Below are 18,616 nucleotides of genomic sequence, written 5' to 3'. Positions count from 1 at the left end.
GCCTCACATCGCGGGGACGGCGGTCGCGTCGACCGCGAACGCCGCCAGGTCGTCGGTGGTGTCGCCACCCGTCGCGAGCTCGGCCAGGGCCAGACCGATCGCGGGTGTGAACTTGAAGGCGTGCCCCGCCCCGAGCGCCACGATGATGTCCGGGTGCTCGATGAGCGGCCCGATGACGAAACGGCGGTCGGGCGTGAGCGCGTACTGGCACGTGACCGTGCGCAGCAGCTCACCGCTGGAGGGGATCGTCGCGGCGAGGAAGGCCGCCAGCTCCGCGGTGCGCTCGGGCGAGGGCACGAAGGTGCGCTCGGCGGGCGTCATGCAGTTCTCCGACACGTCGCGCGCGGCCTTGACGGTCGGCTCCCCGTACGTCGGGAACCCGTAGAAGCACTGCTCGTCCTCCCAGATCCACACCGGGAAGCGATCGGGGTCGAACGCCCCGGGGTCGGCGGGTGCGAAATAGCTGACCTGCTCCTGCATCACCTCGAGCGGGATCCGGATGCCGAGCGGCTCGAGCAGCTCGTTCGTCCACGCGTCCGCGGCGACGACGACCCGGCGCGCCCGCACATCGCCGCCGGATGTCGAGACGACGACGCCCTCGCCGTCGGGGCGGAGGCGATCGACGCGGGTGCGATCGCGCAGATCGGCGCCGAGGACGCGCGCGTGCATCTGCAGGGTCGCGACGGTGCGGGCGGCGTGGGCGATCCCCGAGTCGGGGGTGTACACGCACGTCACCCCCTCGGGGACCGCGAACTGCGGCCACCGCGCGCGCACCTCATCGGGGCCGAGCAGTTCGAACGGCACGCCGCTGTCGGAGAGGCTGCGCGCGAAGTCGGCCGCGTCGTACGGGCCGTCGTCGGGGATGAACACCACGCCGCCCGTGATGGTCAGCAGGCGTTCGCCGCTGGCCGCCTCCAGCGCCGCCCACTCGCGATAGGCCGCCTGCGCGAAGCGCACGTACGCGGCCGATCCGTACGAGGTGCGCACGATGCGCGAGGTGTCGTGCGAGGCGCCACGCACGTGCCCGAGCTCGAACTGCTCGAACGCGACGACGCGGACGCCCTGACGAGCCAGGTGGTACGCGGCCGCGCTGCCGAGCGCGCCGAGTCCCACGACGGCGACGTCGAATTCCTCCATGACGGATCCTCCCGAGAGCCGGACGGGCGCCCGGCGAATACCGGCAATTATTCGAATCGCTCGTCGCGGCCCTGTTACGGTCACCATCAGCAGCAATTCATCGCCGACCACTTTGCAGAAACGAGGGGATGCCGTGACCGCGCGCGTCGAGCAGGCCGTCGCGGTCCTGCGTGCGGTCGCCGGACGCGCCGACCCGACCGCCCCACTCTCCCTCGCCGCGATCGCCCGCCCGGCCGGCATCGGGCTCAGCACCGCCTCGCGCCTCTGCGCCGAGCTCGCCGACGCGGGACTCCTCCGGCGGGCCGACGGCTACGGCACGTACGGCGTGGGCGCCCGGGCGGTCGCGCTGTCGGGACGCGCCGCCGCGGCCCTCGGCCCGACCGTGCACTTCGAGCTGCACCGCCTCGCGCAAGACACCGCCGAGACGGTCGTGCTGGCCGCCCCCGAGAGCGGTGGGGCGCGGATCGTGGCGACCGTCGCGTCGGGGTGGACCCTGCACGTGCCCGCGGTGATCGGCGACCGCGTGGACGACCCGCGGCGCGCGCTCGTGCGGGCGGCGTCGCCCGACGGCGCCGGCGAGGTGGTCGTGGAGTCGCAGATCGGCCGTGCCGTCGAGATCGCCGTCGCCCTCACCGCCCCCGACGGTCGTCGTGTCGCCGTTCTCGCGGTGTCGCTCCCGGTGTACCGCGCCGCCCGTGCACGCCCGCGCATCCGCCGCCTGTTGACCGACGCCCGTCACGCGTTCGAGCGGGCGCTCGCGCGGACGCACCGTCCGGAGCCCGCCCGCGATACCCCGACCGCCCGCGGCGACGGGCCCACCGTCGCGCCGACCCGGGCGATCGAGGCAGCCGTGCGGATGGCGGAGGTCATCGCGGACTCCCCCCGTTCCGTCACGGCCGCCGCCTCCGCGATCGGGCTGCGCCTCGACCGCGCGCGTCGAGCGGCCGACGCTCTCGTGCGCACGGGCCTGCTCGCCCGCGACGCCGAGACCGACGCCCTCCACGTCGATCCCGCGATCCACGCGTGGCACCGTGCCGCCTTCGCCCCGACCCTCGCGCTCGACGGTCCCGCCCGCACGGCCGCGACCGCGGAGCGGGTCGGCGCGTGCGTCTTCGTCACGACGCTCACCGGCATGCGCAGCTTCACGATGGTCGAGCACATCGAGCCGCTCGGGGAGGGACTGCGCATGGCGCCCTGGCTCGGCCGCCCGCACCCCCTGGTCGGTTCCGACGGCGGCCCCACGCTCGCGATGGATTTCGATGCGGCCCAGCTCGCGCAGCTCTTCCCTCGGCGCCACGGCGCTGCGGAGTACGAGCAGTTCGTGCGCCGCGTCGAGCGGGTGCGCGCCGACGGGACGCTCACGATGCGCTCGATCGACGAGTTCGGCATCACGTCGGTCTCGGCCCCGGTCCGCGACGCCGCTGGTCTCGTCGCGGCCGCGGCGTGCATCGTCGGGGCGACGGAAGACGTCTCGGCGCGGCTGCCCGAGCTCCGCGAGGCCGCCCGCGCCCTCGCCGCGGACCTGTCCCGTGACCTCGGCGCGACGTGCGCGGCATCCATCCCCGTCCTCGCCGGGGTGGGGTCCGCGCCCATACCGTCGCCCCACTGACGCGGGCTATCGTCGCTCGCACACGACCCGAAGGACCCCGGATGCCGTTCACCCCCGACCCCGCGATCTTCTACGACACCGCGGGAGACCCCTCTGCGCCGACGGTCGTGCTGATCGCCGGCGGCGGCGCGCAGCTCATCGCCTGGCACGTCGACTTCGTGTCCGCGCTCGTGGGACGCGGCCTCCACGTCGTGCGCTTCGACAACCGCGACGTCGGCCTGTCGGCCCGCTTCGGCGGTCCCGACGACATCGACGGCGGCTACGGTCTCGAGGAGATGGGCGACGACGTCATCCGCGTGCTCGACGACCTCGGGATCGACGCGGCGCACCTCGTCGGGCACTCCATGGGCGGGATGATGGCGCAGATGGCCGCGATCCGGCATCCGCAGCGCGTGCACAGCCTCGGCCTGCTCTCCACGATCCCGGGCCGCGACCCGCGCTACATCCTGCACGACGAGCGTCCCGAGCTCATGCGGGAACCGGTCCGCTACAGCCGCGACGAGGTGCGCGCCGGAGCGAGGGCTTTCGCCGCCTCTACCGCCGGCGAGCGCTACCCGCTCGACGTCGAATGGAACACGTGGGCCGCCGTCGAGGCGTTCGACCGCGGCTACGCCCCGGAGGGCTTCTCCCGTCAGTGGTCCGCGCTGCTGCGCGCTCCCGAGCGACTCGAGGCGCTCCGCGCGCTCGACGTTCCCGCACTGGTGTTCCACGGCCGCGACGACGACGTGCTGCACTGGAGCGCCGCCGTCGACATGGCCGAGGCCCTGCGCTCCGCCGAGGTGCAGGTGCACCCCGGTATGGGGCACTTCATCGTGCCCGAGCTGTGGCCCGAGCTGATCGCCGGTATCGAGCGCGCCGTCGAAGCCGGCGAGGCCCGCCGCGCCTGACTCGCAAGCGTTCGAATCGTCGACGCCCGCGGCCACGGCCCTGGACCGGCACGCGCCGCATCAGCGACCGGCTGCAGCGGAGATCCCTGCGCCCGCGCGCAGCATCAGTGCCCGGCGTCGGCGGAGGCGTTGCGGCGCACGACCCGCTGCACCCCCGTCACCACCCCGACGATCATCAACCCGAGCGCCAGCCCGAATACCGCGGACATCGCCGTCTCCACGATCCACACGACGACCGGACCCGCCGCCTCGATCGCGTGCGTCACGAGGTGGACGAGCTCGTAGGGGCCCGCCCAGAACGTCTCCTCGAGGTTCTGCAGCACGAGGTGCCCGCCGACCCACAGCATCGCGACGGTGCCGATGACGCTGATGACGCGGAAGACGGCGGGCATGGATGCCACGACCCGCACCCCGAAGCGTCGGACCGCACGCGAGGGGCTCTTCATGAACCGCAGCCCGATGTCATCCACCTTCACGAGGAGCGCGACGGCGCCGTAGACGACGAGCGTCATGGCGAGGCCGATGACGAGGAGTGCAGCGAGCGTCATCCAGATACTGAGCCCGGGGTCGAGGCTGGACAACGCGATCAGCATGATCTCGGTGCTGAGGATCAGATCGGTGCGCACGGCGCCCAGCACGAGCTTCTTCTCGTCGCGGGGCTCGTCGGAGTCGTGCTCACCGTGGCTCACGCCGAACCACTCGAGCACCTTCTCCGCGCCCTCGAAGCACAGGAAGCAGCCTCCGATGATGAGCAGGTACGGCAGAACCCACGGTGCGAAGGCGGTCAGCAGCAGCGCGATCGGGATGATGATCACGTACTTGTTGATGATGCTGCCCAGCGCGATCTTCCACACCACGGGCAGTTCCCGCGCCGGGGACAATCCCTGCACGTACTGAGGGGTCACGGCCGCGTCGTCGATGACGACGCCCGCGGTCTTGGCGCTCGCGCGCATCGCGGCGCTGAGGATGTCATCGACGACGGCGAGCAGACCGACCGACATGTGCGTATCTCCCGGGGGGTGAGGATGCCGGCGTGTGCACGCCGCGGGACGACACTAGCGGGTGCGCGGTGGATGCCGCGGTGGCTGGCGTCGCCGCCCGTCCCCTGTCGAGAGCCCGTCGGCGTGGCTAGGGTGATCCTCACGGGATCGGCAGGGGGAGCACATGTCATTCATCACCCGCGGCTTCGGCGGTCGTCGTCGGGAACGCGATCCCCGCCTGCCCCCGGGCCAGACCCTCGTGTCGGACTGGCCGGTGCTGTCGGCGGGGCCGACCCCCGCGGTCGACGCCGCGGCGTGGGAGTTCGCGATCGGCACCGAGAAGGGCGTCCATCGCTGGAACCTGGAGGAGTTCCAGGCGCTCGGCATGGAGGACGTCACGGTCGACATCCACTGCGTCACGCACTGGACGAAGCTCGACATGCCCTGGCGCGGCGTCTCGCTCGACCGCGTCTTCGCCGAGGTCGACACGAGCCACCGCTACGTGATGGTGCACTCCTTCGGCGGCTACACGACCAACCTCGCCCTCGACGATCTGCTCGGGGGGAAGAGCTGGATCGCCTTCGAGGCCGACGGTGCGCCCCTCACCCCGGAGCACGGCGGCCCCGCCCGCCTGCTGGTGCCGCACCTGTACTTCTGGAAGAGCGCGAAGTGGGTGCAGGGACTCATCACCATGGCATCCGACAAGCCGGGATTCTGGGAGCAGAACGGGTACCACCTGCACGGCGACCCCTGGCGCGAGGAACGGTACGGGTGACGCGTCGACCGGCATCCTGGCACGCGGCCACCGTCGTCGCGACGCGCCCCGAGACGTCGACCGCGCGGCGCATCGAGCTCGACGTGCCCACCTGGCCGGGCAACGACGCCGGTTCGCACCTCGACGTCAGACTGACCGCCCCCGACGGCTATCAGGCGAGCCGCTCGTACTCGATCGCCTCCTCGGGCGAGGGGACGCGGATCACGCTCGCGGTCGACGAGGTGCCCGACGGAGAGGTATCTCCCTTCCTCGTGCACGAGCTGCGCGAGGGGGACCGCATCGAGGTGCACGGCCCGCTCGGCGCCTTCTTCGTGTGGACGCCGTCGGCCGACCCCGCACCGGTGCAGCTGATCGCGGGAGGGTCGGGGGTCGTCCCCCTGTTCGCGATAGCGTCTGCGCACGCCGAGAGCGCCGACGCCTCCCCCTTCCGCCTGCTGTATTCGGTGAGATCGAGTGACGACATGTTCTTCCGCGCCGAACTGACGGCGCTCACGGCGCGCGACGACCGCCTCGACCTCGAGGTCGTCTACACCCGCAGCGCCCCGGCGGCATCGGCGATCCCGCCCGGGCGGTTGACCGCCGATCGGGTGCACGCCGCGGTGATCCCCGCGGCGGAGGAGCCACGCGTGTTCGTCTGCGGTCCGACGCCGTTCGTCGAGGCTGTGGCGGGGTGGCTGATCGAGCAGGGACACGCGCCGTCGCGCGTGCGCACCGAGAGGTTCGGAGGTTCGTGATGACCGTGCTCGACGGCAACGCCCTGGCCGGGCGCCTCGACGATCTCCTGGGGTGGGATGCCAGCGGCTCCGAGGTGCGCTGCACGCACTGCGGCATCCGAGGCCTGCTCGCCACCGCCTGGGTCTACGCGTCCGCGATGGGCGCGGTCGTGCGATGCCGCTCCTGCGACGCGGTGCTGCTCACCGTCGTCGACGCCCCCGACGGTCGCTCTTGGCTCGGGATGCCGGGGCTCAGCGCCCTGGAGCTGCGGCGCGGGTGAGACCGGCGGTCGCCGACGACATCGGCACCCGGAACGAGAAAAGCCCCGGCGAACCGGGGCTTTTTCTGCGGAGACGGAGGGATTTGAACCCTCGGTCCCCTTACGGGGACTCCACCTTAGCAGGGTGGTGCACTAGGCCTGACTATGCGACGTCTCCAGGTGATCGAACCTTGCGGCGCGAGCACACCGGTCAATACTAACCGGATGCCGCCCGGCATCCGAAACCGAAGTCCGGATGCCGGGCAGCGGGGCCGGGCGTCACTGACGCACGTTGCCGTTCGAGCACGTCGCCTGGGCGGCGGTCTGACCCGCGATGCCCTCGGGGAGCACGACCGTGCCCGGGGTCGACCCCGGGGTCGGGGTCGCGTCGGCACCCGCCGACGGGGCGTCGTTCGCAGCGTCGGTCGGCGCGGGAGCCGCGGTGTCGGACGGGGCCGGCGTGGCGTTCGCGTCGGCGATCACGCCGTCGCCGTCGCTGAGGTTGCCCGACAACTGCAGGGGCTGGTTCGCGGCCAGCGCGGCCCACAAGGTGTCGGCATCCTCGCGGTCGGGGACGACGCGGTTCGGGTCGGACGGGTCGGTGTAGGTCGGGTACTGGATGAACACGATCTCGCTGAAGGGCACGTCCTTCACCGCCGAGGCGATCTGGACGAGGGTCAGCGGGTTGGTCAGCGACGTCGAGGGATCGACGTTGCGCAGCGCAGTGGAGGCCAGCTTGTACAGCGTGGCGGGGTTCGAGAGCACTTCCTGGCTCTTCAGCTTGTTCGCCAGTCGCGACATGTACTGCTGCTGGTTCGAGATGCGGCCGAGGTCGCCGCCGTCGCCGACGCCGTGACGGGTCCGCAGGAACTGCAGGGCGTCGAGACCGACCACGGTGCGCATACCGGCGGGCCAGTCGATTCCCGTGTACGGGTCTTTGATGCCGTTCGCGATGCACACGTCGACGCCGCCGATGGCATCCGTGATGTTGATGACGCCGCCGAAGCTGACCTTCGCGGCGAACGGGATCTCGAGACCGCTGAGGTCGGAGATCGTCTCCACGACGCATGACAGGCCGCCGTAGGAGAAGGCGCTGTTGATCTGCTGCTTGCTCATCGCGGAGTGCTCGACGCCGTCTTTGTCGGTGCACGAGGGGATCGGCACCATGAGGTCGCGCGGGAACGAGATGACGGTCACGCGGCGCGGCGCATCGGAGATGTGCACGAGCATGTTGACGTCGTTGAGGCTGCCCTCGGAGTCGGCGCCGGTGCACCGGTCGCCGAACAGCTCCGCGAACTCGGGCTCGCACTCGTCGGTGCCGATGAGCAGCATGTTGACGCCGCCCTTGAGCTCACCGAGATCCGGCGGTACCGCGGGCTGGTTCTTCAGTTCGACGGCGTCGGCGGTGAAGCTGCGAGTCAGGTCGACCGCGGCGTACGCCAGCACCGTTCCGCCCGAGACGAGCAGCACGGCGAGAACGATGGCGAGACCGCGGAACAGCTGGCCGAGCGGACCGGGCGAGGTGAGCCGCCCGTGGCGGGCGACGGTCCTCGGACCGCGCGGGGTGGTGGTCTTGCTCACTCGGGTCCTTTCACGACGGATGCCACCGGCCCGGCAGCACGTCGACCCCGGCGCGGCAGCCGAAGGTCGCAGCAATACTAGGGATCCACGGCTGTGAATGCCGTGAGGACCGGGCGTTTCACCCGCTCCGGCGGCGTGGGCCCACCCCCGTTCGACTCCCGCTCAGCCGGACATAACGCGAAACGCGGACCCCTGCGGGGCCCGCGTTTCGCGTTGCGGAGGGTGTGGGATTCGAACCCACGGGACATTGCTGCCCACTGGTTTTCAAGACCAGGTCCATCGGCCGCTCGGACAACCCTCCTGGACGAGCCGAGTCTACCGACCGCCCGCGATGACGGCGTCCAGCCCCCGTGGTGTGACGCCGGGGCTCGGTAGCGTCGGACGCATGGCGACGAGAACGCGCGGAGCGCTGGCATCCTTCTTCCTCCGGCTCGGAAGCCGAGTGTGGGTGCGCGCGGCCATCTTCACGGTCATCGCGATCGTCGTCGCCCTCGCCGCCCGTTTCATCGGCCCGCTCCTGCCGTTCTCGTTCAGCTTCTCGCTGGGCGACGGCGCCGTCGACTCCCTCCTGCAGATCATCGCGACGGCGATGCTGACCGTCAGCACCTTCTCGGTGACCGCCATGGTGACGGCCTTCTCGTCGGCGACCACGACCGCGACGCCACGGTCGACGCAGTTGCTCATCGCCGATCCGACCTCGCAGAACGCCGTCTCGACTTTCGTGGGGGCGTTCGCCTTCTCGCTCGTCGGCATCGTCGCGCTCTCCACCGGTTACTACGAGCAGCAGGGGCGGTCCATCCTCTTCGTCGCGACGCTCGTGATCATCGCCATCGTCGTCGTGACGCTGCTGCGGTGGATCTCGCACCTGTCGACATTCGGGCGGATGGCCGACGTCATCGACCGCGTCGAGAAGGCGGCGGCTCTGTCGCTCGAACTCCACGCCGAGTATCCGACCCTCGGGGCCCGCGCCGCCGTGCCGGTTCCCGTCGACGCCGTCGCCGTCCACGCCGACGAGGTCGGCTACGTCACCCACATCGACGTCGCGGGGCTCGAACGACTGGCACGGCAGGCGGACGTCGAGATCCACGTGCGCGCCACCCCCGGGCGGACCGCCGACTCGCGCGTGCCCCTCGCCTTCGTCACCGGCGACCCCGGGCACGACGTGATCGCCGGGGTCGTCCGCGCCTTCCGCGTGGAGCACCACCGGACGTATGAGCAGGATCCGCGGTTCGGCGTGATCGCGCTCGCGGAGATCGGAACGCGCGCCCTCTCCCCCGCGACGAACGATCCCGGGACGGCCATCGACGTGATCGCCGCGCTTCAGCGCGTGTTCTCGCGCGCCCTCACCACCGAGCGCGCCGAAGACATCGATCACGATCATGTGTTCGTCCCGGCCCCGCAGCTTCCCGACCTCGTCGCCGACGCTTTCCGTCCCCTGGCGCGCGACGGAGCGGGGCTCCTCGAGGTGCAGGTGCGCCTGCAGAAATGCCTCGCCTCGCTCGCGGCATCCTCTCCGCGCGACGCGGCGGTGTTCGCCGACGGTGCGCGCGCGGCGCTCGTGCGCGCGCACCGTGAGCTCGCCCGCGCCGACCGGGCCGTGCTGGATGCGGCGGTCGCCACGGCGTGGGCGGCCACGCCCCGACGCGGCGCCTTCCGCCGCTGAACGCCGTCTATGTCCGGGGTATCCATTCGCCTCGGGCGGACGCCTGTCACCTCGGGCAGGAGTAGACCGGACCTCATCAGCCCACCACGACCCGCCGGGCCGTCTGAGATGAGGAGGCATCCCATGATCGTCACCACCCTGTCTTCGCAGATCGTTCTGGCGGTGTTCGCGCTCGTGTACGCGGCATCCCTGCTCGCCGCCGTCGTCGCGGTGCGCGATCCGCACAACGGCGTCGGACTCAAAGCCACGTGGGCCGTCGCCCTGCTGCTCCTGCCGCCGGTGGGGCTGGTCGCGTGGGAGGCGTCGCGGATCGCGGATCACCGCGCGGTGCGCGCCGGACACGCGGCGCACGTCTGAGGAGTGGGCCGGTCCCTTCGACAGGGTCAGGGACCTCACCGTGCGGCTGGTGTCGGACGTGGCGCCGGCCTCTTCGACAGGCTCGGGGACCTCGCGTGGCGCGTCAGGGCGAACGCGTGGCGGGCGCGATCACAACGCGCGCAGGATCGCGGCGACGCCGCCCTCGGTGACCGAGAGGCCGACCTCACCCGCGGCGGCGTGCACCTCGGGCGGACCCTGGTGCATCGCGATCGCGCGACCGCCGTTGCGGACCGCCCACTGCATCATCTCGATGTCGTTACGGCCGTCGCCCATGACGAGCACGCGCTCCGGCGCGATGCCCAGCCACCCGCGAACCAGTTCGAGGGCCGTGGACTTGTCGACCCCCTTCGGGGCGATGTCGAGCCACGCGGTCCAGCCGATCGCGTACGAGACCTGCGTGAGGCCGATGCGCTCGACGAGCTCGAGGAAGTCCTGGTCGGTCTGCTCGGGGGCCACCACGACCACACGGCACACGGGCTGCGCCGACAACTCGGCGAACGCGACCCTGTCGGCCTTCTCGAGGTTCCAGTCGTCGAGGTAGTCGGTGAACAGGCGCTTGCCGTCGGGGAGCTCGACGAGGAAGTGCGCGCCCGCGAGGTGCTCGCCCAGCAGGGTCAGCACCTCGGAGGGATCGAAGGTCTCGACGTGGGCGCGGACGTAGTCGCCGTCATCGCCGTCGCGTCGCATGACGATCGCGCCGTTGGAGCACACGGCGTACTCGGGACGGATGCCGAGGCGATCCATGATCGTGTGGGTGCTGTCCCAGCTGCGACCGGTGGCGAGCATGACCTCGTGACCCGCCGCCTGCGCGTGGGCGACGGCCTCGACGACTCCGGGACTGAGCGTGTCGTCTTCGAGCAGCACGGTGCCGTCGATGTCGAGCGCGATGAGCATGCGTCCGGCGCGGGCGTCGTCGGCCAGGTCGGCGACGACGTCGGCCGCCTCCTGCTTCGGCGCGCTCTCGACGGCACCGGTGGCGGGCAGGGCGGCCTCGTCGGTCATGCGATCGGCTCCATGACCTCGAGGCCGCCGAGATAGGGGCGCAGCACCTCGGGTACGAGGACCGACCCGTCTTCACGCTGGTGGGTCTCGAGCAGGGCGACGATCCACCGCGTGGTGGCGAGCGTGCCGTTGAGGGTCGCGACCGGCTGCGTCTTCCCGCCGTCGGCGGGACGGAACCGGGTCTCGAGGCGCCGGGCCTGGTACGTCGTGCAGTTGGAGGTGCTCGTGAGCTCGCGGTAGGCGCCCTGCGTGGGGACCCAGGCCTCGATGTCGAACTTGCGCGCCGCGCTGGATCCGAGGTCGCCGGCGGCCACGTCGATCACGCGGTAGGCGAGCCCCAGGTCCTGCAGCATGCCCTCCTGCATGGCGACGAGACGGTCGTGCTCGGCCTCGGCATCCGCCGGGTCGGTGTAGACGAACATCTCGAGCTTGTTGAACTGGTGCACGCGGATGATGCCGCGGGTGTCCTTGCCGTAGGAGCCCGCCTCGCTGCGGTAGCAGGTGGACCACCCGGCGTAGCGCTTCGCGCCGCGCTCCAGGTCGAGGATCTCGTCCATGTGGTACCCGGCGAGGGGCACCTCGCTCGTACCGACGAGGTAGAGGTCTTCCTTGGGCAGGTGGTACACCTCGTCGGCGTGCTGGCCGAGGAAGCCGGTGCCGCGCATGACCTCGGGGCGCACGAGCGTCGGCGGGATCATGGGGGTGAAGCCCGCCTGCAGAGCCCGATCGAGTGCGAGGGTCATGAGCGCGAGCTCGAGCCGCGCACCGATGCCGGTGAGGAAGTAGAAGCGGCTGCCCGACACCTTCGTGCCGCGCTCCATGTCGATCGCGCCGAGCAGCTCGCCGATCTCGAGGTGGTCGCGCGGTTCGAAGTCGTAGGAGGGGACCTCGCCGTGCGTGCGCAGAGTGATGAAGTCGTCTTCTCCGCCGGCCGGGACGCCCTCGAGCACGATGTTCTCGATCTTCGACAGCGCTGCCTCGGCGGCCTCCTCGGCGGTGGTCACGGCGTGCTGTGCAGCCTTGACCTGCTCGCTGAGCTGCTTGGCCTCGGCGACGAGCGCGGCCTTCTCGTCCTTCGGCGCGTGGGCGACGCGCTTGCCATGGGCGTTCTGCGACGCGCGCAGCTCCTCGAAGGCGGTGATGGCGGCGCGGCGGTCGCGGTCGGCGGCGAGGGCCTCGTCCACCGAATCCGGCGACTCCCCGCGGGCGATCTGGGAGCGCTTCACGAGCTCGGGATCTTCACGCAGCAGAGTCAGGTCGATCACGCGTCCATCCTACGGTCGCGCTCGACCGCTCCTTCCGCGTCGAGCGGGGTGCATCGATCGACGACCGGCGGGTACGACTGAGCGTGCCGGCATCGCCTCACGCCGTTCGACGCTCCGCCGAACGAAGGGAGACATGCGCGTGCGGCATCCCGCCGTCAACCCCGTCTCTTCGGCGGGTTCCGCCCGCCCGCGCGGTCCTATGGTGGATGCCATGGCCGCCCCTGACGAGCCGCGTGACGACGCGGAGTCCCCCGAGAACGTCCCCGACGACGCCCCCGCCGACGTGCAGGCCGACGCGGCCGCGGCCGACGGCTCGCACGAGCACTTCGACTCCGCCCGCCTGGGCGACGACGTGGCCGATCATCCGCGCAAGGACGTCCCGCACCCCAAGGACGCCGCGGAGCCCGACGACACCATCCATCAGCCGGAGGACGTCGACCCCGACTCCTCGGCCGAGCTCCCCGGCAAGGCCCAGCGCGTGGACGCCGAGGGCGAGGACGCCCCGATGGACGCCGAGACCACGCAGAAGAAGCGTGCCGCCCTCGTCTACAACCCCACGAAGGTCGAGCCCGAGGTGCTGCGCGCCCGGGTGGCCGAGCTCGCCGGCGAAGCCGGGTGGGCTGAGCCGCTGTTCTACGAGACGACCGTCGACGACCTGGGCGACGATGCGACCCGCGCGGCGCTCGACGAGAAGGTGGATGCCGTGCTCGTGGCCGGCGGCGACGGCACCGTGCGCGCGGTCGCCGAGGCGCTCACCTCCACCGGCGTCCCCCTCACGATCGTCCCCAGCGGCACGGGCAATCTCCTCGCCCGCAACCTCAACCTCCCGCTGACCGACACCGACGCCATGATCCGAGCGACCTTCGAGGGCGACGTCCACTCGATCGACACGGGGCTCGCCCGCATCCGCCGCGCCGACGGCGAGATCGAGGAGCACGGGTTCTCGGTCATGGCCGGCATGGGCCTGGATGCCGCGATGATCCAGAACACGCGAGACGACCTGAAGAAGCAGGTCGGGTGGGTCGCCTACGTCGACGGAGCCGCCCGGTCCCTGGTCAACGCGAAGCCGTTCCGCGTGATGTACCAGCTGAACGGTCACCGTCTGCACTCGGCGAAGGTGCACAGCGTGCTCTTCGCGAACTGCGGCGCCCTGCAGGGCGGAGTGGCGCTGATCCCCGACGCCTCGATCGCCGACGGTCGCCTCGACGTCGCCGTGCTGCAGCCGACCGGAGTGCTGGGTTGGCTGGGCGTGTGGCGGAGCATCGTGTGGGACAACTCGGTGCTGCGCAGGTTCCGCGCCGGCCGGCGCGTGCTCGAACGCCGCAAGGACTCCTCGGTGCGGTACCTGCGGGGCACGGGCATCGAGCTCGCGACCGCGCCCGCGCAACCGATCGAGCTCGACGGCGACGAGTTCGGCGAAGCGACGCGAATCTACACGCGCATCGTGGCGGGCGGTCTCATCGTGGCGCTGCCGAAGGGGCACGACGTCTCCTCGATCTGACGCGTGACGTTCCGGTGCGCTGCGGCTCCTTCATCCGGCGAGAGCACACGGCCCGCGCGACATCACACGCTCCGGCGGTCCCGGCCCGAGTGATCTCGTCACGATCGCGTGGTTTCGGGAGCGTGGGCGGGTGTCAAGCCCGGAGGGGCGGATGCCGGGGTGGATAGCGTCGGGGAATGGCAACGCCTTCGATCGTGTGGTTCCGTGACGACCTCCGCCTGACCGACAATCCGGCTCTGCGTGCGGCACTCGACCGCGACGAGCCGATCGTGGCGCTGTACGTGCTCGACGAGGAATCGGACGGCGTGCGCGAGATCGGCGGGGCGGCGCGGTGGTGGCTGGACGGGTCGTTGGCATCCCTCGCCGAACGGCTCGAGGACCGCGGCGCGACGCTCGTGCTGCGCCGGGGGGCGGCGGCGACGGTGCTCCCGGCGGTGGTCGACGAGGTCGGCGCCGGCGCCGTCTTCTGGAACCGCCGTTACGGCGGGGTCGAGCGCGAGATCGACGCAGGTATCAAGGAGAAGCTGCGCGACGACGGCGTCACCGTGGCCTCGTTCGCGGCGAACCTCCTCTACGAACCGTGGACCGTTCGCACGCAGAGCGACAAGCCCTACGGCGTGTACAGCCCGTTCTCGCGCGCCGTTCAGAAGCTGCCCGCGCCGAGGCCGCCGATGCCGGAGGCGCGAAAGATACCCGGGGTGTCGGCATCCGTCGACTCCGACGACCTGTCCTCATGGGGCCTGCTGCCGACGAAGCCCGACTGGGCCCAGGGCCTGCGCGAGACATGGGAGCCGGGCGAACCGGCGGCCAAGGCGCGGCTGAGGGAGTTCCTCGACGACGACCTCGGCGACTACTCGAAGTACCGCGACGAATTCGCCGGCGGAGCCACCTCGAACCTGTCTCCGCGGCTCCGGTGGGGCGAGTTGAGCCCGTATCAGGTGTGGCACGACACCGTCGAGCACCGGGGTTCGGGCGAGTACGCGAAGAGCGCGAGCGGCTTCCTGTCCGAGCTCGTCTGGCGCGAGTTCGCGTGGCACGTCACGTACCACTCCCCCGACATCGCCACCGTGAACTGGCGCCGGAACTTCGACGACTTCCCGTGGCCGAAGCTGAACCGCTCGCACCTCGAGACGTGGCAGAAGGGACGCACCGGTGTGGCCGTCGTGGACGCCGGGATGCGTCAGCTGTGGAAGACCGGCGTCATGCACAACCGCGTGCGCATGGTCACGGCATCCTTCCTCATCAAGAATCTGCTGATCGACTGGCGTCACGGCGAGCAGTGGTTCTGGGACTGCCTGGTCGACGCGGATGCCGCGAGCAATCCCTTCAACTGGCAGTGGGTCGCGGGATCGGGCGCGGATGCCGCCCCCTACTTCCGCGTCTTCAACCCCGAGACGCAGCGCAAGAAGTTCGACCCGCACGACGCCTACGTGCGGGAGTGGGCGCCGGAGTACCTCGGTGAGGACCCGCCGGCGCCGATGGTCGACCTCGGCGAGACCCGCAAGCGCGCGCTCGACGCCTACGCGCACGTGCGGCACGGGGGCTGAGCCGGCGGGTCACGTCTGCGCGGGCGCCGTTCCGCGCGAGTCGCCACCGCCGGCCTCGTCCTGCTCATCGCCGGATCGCCCCGCCCGCGTAGCCCGGAGGCGATGGTGACGCCGAACACCGCGGTGAGGATGATCCACACCGACCGGGTTCGGCATCCTGGCACGCGAAAGGGGCGCCACCTCGCGGTGACGCCCCTTTCAAAGCCGATGTCAGTTGACGCGCTGCTCGTCGGCGTCGTCCTCGTCGTCGTCTCCCGGGATGAAGACGTCGACCACGGTCACGTTGATCTCGGCGACCTTCATGCCCACGAGCTCGGTGATGGCCTGGTGCACGGCCGAACGCACGTTCGCGGCCACGCGCTGCAGCTGCTCGGGGTAGTCGACCTGGATCGCGATGTCGGCGGCGACCTCGGTCTCGCCCACCTCGACGCTCACGCCCTGCGCGTGGTCCTTCGCGCCGACGGCCTGGCGGATGTTGCCGATCACGCGGGCGGCGCCGCCACCGAGGGCGTGGACGCCGGGGACCTCGGCCGCGGCGATACCGGCGACCTTGGCGACGACGGCGTCGACGATGACGGTCGAGCCGCCGTCCTTCGTGGCGGGGGTGGGGGTGGCGGTGGTGGTGCTCTCAGCCATGTTCGCTTCCTTCCGTCGTTCCGGGACCGTGTGTCCCGCGATGTCATAGGTGAGACGCGCGGCGGAGAGGATTCGTCACGGAATTCTTCCTGGGAGAAAGCTGGGGATGGATGCCGGCTCCTCAGCCCTCTTCCCATTCGACCGACACGGGCTCGATCGTCGCCGTCTCTCCCGGAGTCTCCTCACCCCAGAGCACGACGCGCGTGTGAGCGGTGAACAACACGTGGACGTCTCGGTCGCCCGCCACGGTGAAGCGCTCGAACCGCCCCCCGTCATGCACGGCGGATTCGATCCGTCGCTCGAGGTCGGCCACATCCTGTCCGGGCGCGAGCGAGAACGTCGCGTCGTCGACGGCCATCACCGTGCGCATCACTGGGACTTCATCGCTCATGCGCGGCACCCTAGGAACGCCCCGGCCCGTCGGTCACGGGGGTTGCGCGCTCGCGGAAGCGGAATACGCTCCACCCGATGCGCGTTGAGCTGAGGGTGAACGACGCGATCCCCTCCCTCTCCGTTCTCGACCTCGTGCCCGTGCGTCACGGGCAGACCAGCGCGCAGGCGGTGAGCGCGGCCCTCGATCTCGTCGAGCGCGCCGACCGCCTCGGCTACCGCCGCTACTGGTTCGCCGAGCACCACAACATGCCCTCCGTGGCATCCACCACTCCCCCGGTCCTCATCGCCGCTGCCGCCGCGCGCACGAGCCGCATCCGCGTGGGGTCGGGCGGCGTCATGCTGCCGAATCACTCGCCGCTCATCGTCGCCGAGCAGTTCGCGGCGCTCGAGGCGCTCGCCCCCGGCCGCATCGACCTCGGTATCGGCCGTGCGCCGGGCAGCGACCCGGTCATCACGCAGCTGCTGAACCGCTCGGGAACCACGAGCGACGTCTCGCGCTTCCCCGACCACGTCACCGACATCATGGCGCTCACGTCCCCCGACGGAGCGACCGTGCGCTTCACCTCCGGCAGCGAGTACCAGGTGAAGGCCACGCCCTCGGCATCCGGGGTGCCGCAGGTGTGGCTGCTGGGATCGAGCGACTACTCCGCTCAGCTCGCGGCGTCGTTCGGTCTGCCGTATGTGTTCGCGAACCACTTCGCCGGCGAGGGGCTGGACCGGGCGCTGCACCTGTACCGCGACCAGTTCGTGCCCAACGAGTCCGGAGAGGGTCCCCGCACGTTCGTCACCGCGAACGTCGTGGCGGCGCCCACGGCCGACGAGGCCGAAGAGCGGGCCGTGCCGCAGCTGCGCATGATGGCGCGCCTGCGCACGAACAAGCCGCTCGTGCCGCTCGAGACGGTCGAGCAGGCGAAAGCCGATCCGTTCGACGCGATGGCGGAGTCGATCATGGCCTCGACGCGGCAGAAGTGGTTCGTCGGAACCGGAGCCGAGGTGCAGGGTCAGCTCGCCGCGTTCGCCGCGCAGCACGGCGTCGACGAGATCATGGTCTCGCCGGTCGCGGGTGCGTACGACGGCGAGGGGTCGGAGGGCCGGGCGCAGACGCTCGAGCTGATCGCGGCGCCGGCGGCGATCGCAGCATGACGCTGAGGTGGCTGAGCCAGTCGAAGCCACCGGAGTAACCGCGGGTCCCGGGCCCTCCAACAGGCTCCGGGACCTTTGCTCCTGCGAGGAGGCTCGGGCTCAGCGAGACCGCGAGATGCGAGCGGGCTGAGCCCGCCTACGGCGCTCAGGTCTCGGGCTCGCCGCTCAGCAGGCCGCGCAGCCAATCGCGCGCCTCGACGAACACGTCGTCGCCGTAACGGGGCGGGTAGCGGACGATCGCGCGGTCGGCCCGCGCGTACGAGCCCAGGAAGATGACCTTCGGGCTGAAGCGCCGCAACCCCAGCAGCGCGTCGGCCATGCGCTCGTCGTGCACGTGGCCGTCCGCGTCGATGACGAAGCGGTAGCGGCCGAGGGCGTCGCCGATGGGCCGGGATGCCAGCAGGCTGAGGTTGATGCCCCGGGTGGCGAACTGCTCGAGCAGCTCGAGCAGGGCACCGGGGTGGTCTTCGGGGAGCTCGACGATGAGCGAGGTCTTGTCGGCGCCGGTCGGGGGCGCGGGAGCCACGGTGCGGCTGACGAGCACGAAGCGCGTGACGGCGTTGGGGTTGTCGCCGATGCCCTCGGCGAGGACCGTCAGGTCGTGGTGCGCGACGATGCCGGGTGCGGCGATCGCGGCGTCTGCGGCGCTCGTGCCGTCGAGCACACCGAGGGCGCTGGCGACGTTGCTCTCGGCGGGAAGGTGGGCGTGCGCGGGGACGTTCCGGCTCAGCCAGCCGAGGCACTGCCCGTAGGCGACGGGGTGCGCGGCGATGAGCGACACATCGGCGAGGGTCGCTCCGGGCCGTCCCACGAGCACGAAGTTCACGGGCACGAGGTACTCGCCCACGATGCGCAGACCCGGGACCGTCGCCAGGGCGTCCTGCGCGGTCGACACTCCGCCGTCGACGGAGTTCTCGATCGCGATCATCGCGGCATCCGAGCGCCCCTCGACGACGTCGGCCAGCGCCTCGCCGACGTTGCGCACGGGCCGCCAGACCTGGTCGCGGGCCTCGGGAACCTGCGCGAGCGCGGCTTCGGTGAACGTGCCGGCGGGTCCCAGGTAGCTGTAGGTACGGCGGGCGGGCACGGTCTCTGTGTCGGGCAGCACGGCGTACAGCCTAGACCGGCGACGCACGGCCTCTCTTC

General features: G+C 71.2%; 18 protein-coding genes and 2 tRNA genes. 10 read left to right on the top strand and 10 right to left on the bottom strand.

Annotated features, from left to right (window positions below; translation table 11 throughout):
• Positions 1-3: 3 nt before the first annotated feature.
• The gene (solA, locus tag RWH45_RS08920) at positions 4-1,137 is read right to left on the bottom strand and encodes an N-methyl-L-tryptophan oxidase (RefSeq protein ID WP_315994519.1); all 1,134 of its coding nucleotides are present in this window, start codon (positions 1,135-1,137) and stop codon (positions 4-6) included.
• A gap of 133 nt (positions 1,138-1,270) precedes the next feature.
• Between solA and RWH45_RS08915 the strand changes: the two genes are divergently transcribed.
• On the top strand, positions 1,271-2,746 hold the full coding sequence (locus RWH45_RS08915; RefSeq protein ID WP_315994518.1) for an IclR family transcriptional regulator domain-containing protein: 1,476 nt from the start codon (positions 1,271-1,273) through the stop codon (positions 2,744-2,746).
• Positions 2,747-2,787: 41 nt separating this feature from the next.
• Positions 2,788-3,633 carry an alpha/beta fold hydrolase gene (locus RWH45_RS08910; protein ID WP_315994517.1) on the top strand — a complete coding sequence of 282 codons (846 nt, stop codon included), beginning with the start codon at positions 2,788-2,790 and terminating at the stop codon, positions 3,631-3,633.
• 104 nt (positions 3,634-3,737) lie between these two features.
• On the opposite strand, the gene RWH45_RS08905 is transcribed toward RWH45_RS08910, so the two are convergent.
• On the bottom strand, positions 3,738-4,634 hold the full coding sequence (locus RWH45_RS08905; protein ID WP_315994516.1) for a DUF808 domain-containing protein: 897 nt from the start codon (positions 4,632-4,634) through the stop codon (positions 3,738-3,740).
• Between the two features lie 163 nt (positions 4,635-4,797).
• Here RWH45_RS08905 and RWH45_RS08900 point away from each other — a divergent pair, with 163 nt between their 5' ends.
• Genes RWH45_RS08900 through RWH45_RS08890 form a run of 3 tightly spaced genes read left to right on the top strand, consistent with a single transcriptional unit; the run spans position 4,798 to position 6,382 of the window.
• Complete coding sequence (locus tag RWH45_RS08900; RefSeq protein WP_315994515.1) at positions 4,798-5,388, top strand: molybdopterin-dependent oxidoreductase; 591 nt, start codon at positions 4,798-4,800, stop codon at positions 5,386-5,388.
• Positions 5,385-6,122: an FAD-binding oxidoreductase gene (locus RWH45_RS08895; protein ID WP_315994514.1), complete on the top strand. Its 738-nt coding sequence runs from the start codon at positions 5,385-5,387 to the stop codon at positions 6,120-6,122. The genes RWH45_RS08900 and RWH45_RS08895 overlap by 4 nt, the downstream gene beginning before the upstream one ends.
• The gene (locus RWH45_RS08890) at positions 6,122-6,382 is read left to right on the top strand and encodes a DUF6510 family protein (RefSeq protein WP_315994513.1); all 261 of its coding nucleotides are present in this window, start codon (positions 6,122-6,124) and stop codon (positions 6,380-6,382) included. The genes RWH45_RS08895 and RWH45_RS08890 overlap by 1 nt, the downstream gene beginning before the upstream one ends.
• A 68-nt stretch (positions 6,383-6,450) precedes the next feature.
• Here RWH45_RS08890 and RWH45_RS08885 read toward each other — a convergent pair.
• The 3 genes from RWH45_RS08885 to RWH45_RS08875 form a co-directional block, all read right to left on the bottom strand.
• A tRNA-Ser gene (locus RWH45_RS08885) sits at positions 6,451-6,539 on the bottom strand.
• Between the two features lie 101 nt (positions 6,540-6,640).
• Positions 6,641-7,942: an LCP family protein gene (locus RWH45_RS08880; protein WP_315994512.1), complete on the bottom strand. Its 1,302-nt coding sequence runs from the start codon at positions 7,940-7,942 to the stop codon at positions 6,641-6,643.
• A gap of 216 nt (positions 7,943-8,158) precedes the next feature.
• Positions 8,159-8,243, bottom strand: a tRNA-Ser gene (locus tag RWH45_RS08875).
• Between the two features lie 84 nt (positions 8,244-8,327).
• Between RWH45_RS08875 and RWH45_RS08870 the strand changes: the two genes are divergently transcribed.
• Positions 8,328-9,605 carry a DUF2254 domain-containing protein gene (locus RWH45_RS08870; RefSeq protein WP_315994511.1) on the top strand — a complete coding sequence of 426 codons (1,278 nt, stop codon included), beginning with the start codon at positions 8,328-8,330 and terminating at the stop codon, positions 9,603-9,605.
• Positions 9,606-9,728: 123 nt separating this feature from the next.
• Positions 9,729-9,962, top strand: coding sequence for a PLDc N-terminal domain-containing protein (locus RWH45_RS08865; protein WP_315994510.1), 234 nt, complete (start codon positions 9,729-9,731; stop codon positions 9,960-9,962).
• A gap of 129 nt (positions 9,963-10,091) precedes the next feature.
• Here RWH45_RS08865 and RWH45_RS08860 read toward each other — a convergent pair whose 3' ends face one another.
• Positions 10,092-10,985 (bottom strand): HAD family hydrolase, encoded by an 894-nt coding sequence (locus RWH45_RS08860; RefSeq protein ID WP_315994509.1) that lies wholly within the window; start codon positions 10,983-10,985, stop codon positions 10,092-10,094.
• Positions 10,982-12,250: a serine--tRNA ligase gene (gene serS, locus RWH45_RS08855; RefSeq protein ID WP_315994508.1), complete on the bottom strand. Its 1,269-nt coding sequence runs from the start codon at positions 12,248-12,250 to the stop codon at positions 10,982-10,984. Before serS ends, RWH45_RS08860 begins: the two co-directional genes overlap by 4 nt.
• A 211-nt stretch (positions 12,251-12,461) precedes the next feature.
• Here serS and RWH45_RS08850 point away from each other — a divergent pair, with 211 nt between their 5' ends.
• Positions 12,462-13,751, top strand: coding sequence for a diacylglycerol/lipid kinase family protein (locus RWH45_RS08850; RefSeq protein ID WP_315994507.1), 1,290 nt, complete (start codon positions 12,462-12,464; stop codon positions 13,749-13,751).
• 176 nt (positions 13,752-13,927) lie between these two features.
• Positions 13,928-15,298 (top strand): cryptochrome/photolyase family protein, encoded by a 1,371-nt coding sequence (locus tag RWH45_RS08845; protein ID WP_315994506.1) that lies wholly within the window; start codon positions 13,928-13,930, stop codon positions 15,296-15,298.
• A 210-nt stretch (positions 15,299-15,508) separates the two neighbouring features.
• On the opposite strand, the gene RWH45_RS08840 is transcribed toward RWH45_RS08845, so the two are convergent.
• Complete coding sequence (locus RWH45_RS08840; protein ID WP_315994505.1) at positions 15,509-15,934, bottom strand: Asp23/Gls24 family envelope stress response protein; 426 nt, start codon at positions 15,932-15,934, stop codon at positions 15,509-15,511.
• A 121-nt stretch (positions 15,935-16,055) separates the two neighbouring features.
• A complete protein-coding gene (locus RWH45_RS08835) occupies positions 16,056-16,325 on the bottom strand; it encodes a hypothetical protein (RefSeq protein WP_315994504.1) in 270 nt (89 codons plus the stop codon).
• A 77-nt stretch (positions 16,326-16,402) separates the two neighbouring features.
• Here RWH45_RS08835 and RWH45_RS08830 point away from each other — a divergent pair, with 77 nt between their 5' ends.
• The gene (locus tag RWH45_RS08830; RefSeq protein WP_315994503.1) at positions 16,403-17,470 is read left to right on the top strand and encodes an LLM class flavin-dependent oxidoreductase; all 1,068 of its coding nucleotides are present in this window, start codon (positions 16,403-16,405) and stop codon (positions 17,468-17,470) included.
• A 145-nt stretch (positions 17,471-17,615) separates the two neighbouring features.
• On the opposite strand, the gene pheA is transcribed toward RWH45_RS08830, so the two are convergent.
• Positions 17,616-18,578, bottom strand: coding sequence for a prephenate dehydratase (gene pheA, locus RWH45_RS08825; protein WP_315994502.1), 963 nt, complete (start codon positions 18,576-18,578; stop codon positions 17,616-17,618).
• Positions 18,579-18,616: the final 38 nt, after the last annotated feature.

The organism is Microbacterium galbum (genome assembly GCF_032464915.1).
In the GTDB taxonomy this organism is placed as follows: Bacteria; Actinomycetota; Actinomycetes; order Actinomycetales; family Microbacteriaceae; genus Microbacterium; species Microbacterium galbum.
Note: the sequence above shows the minus strand (reverse complement) of the source record. Positions and strands in the feature narration are given on the sequence as shown.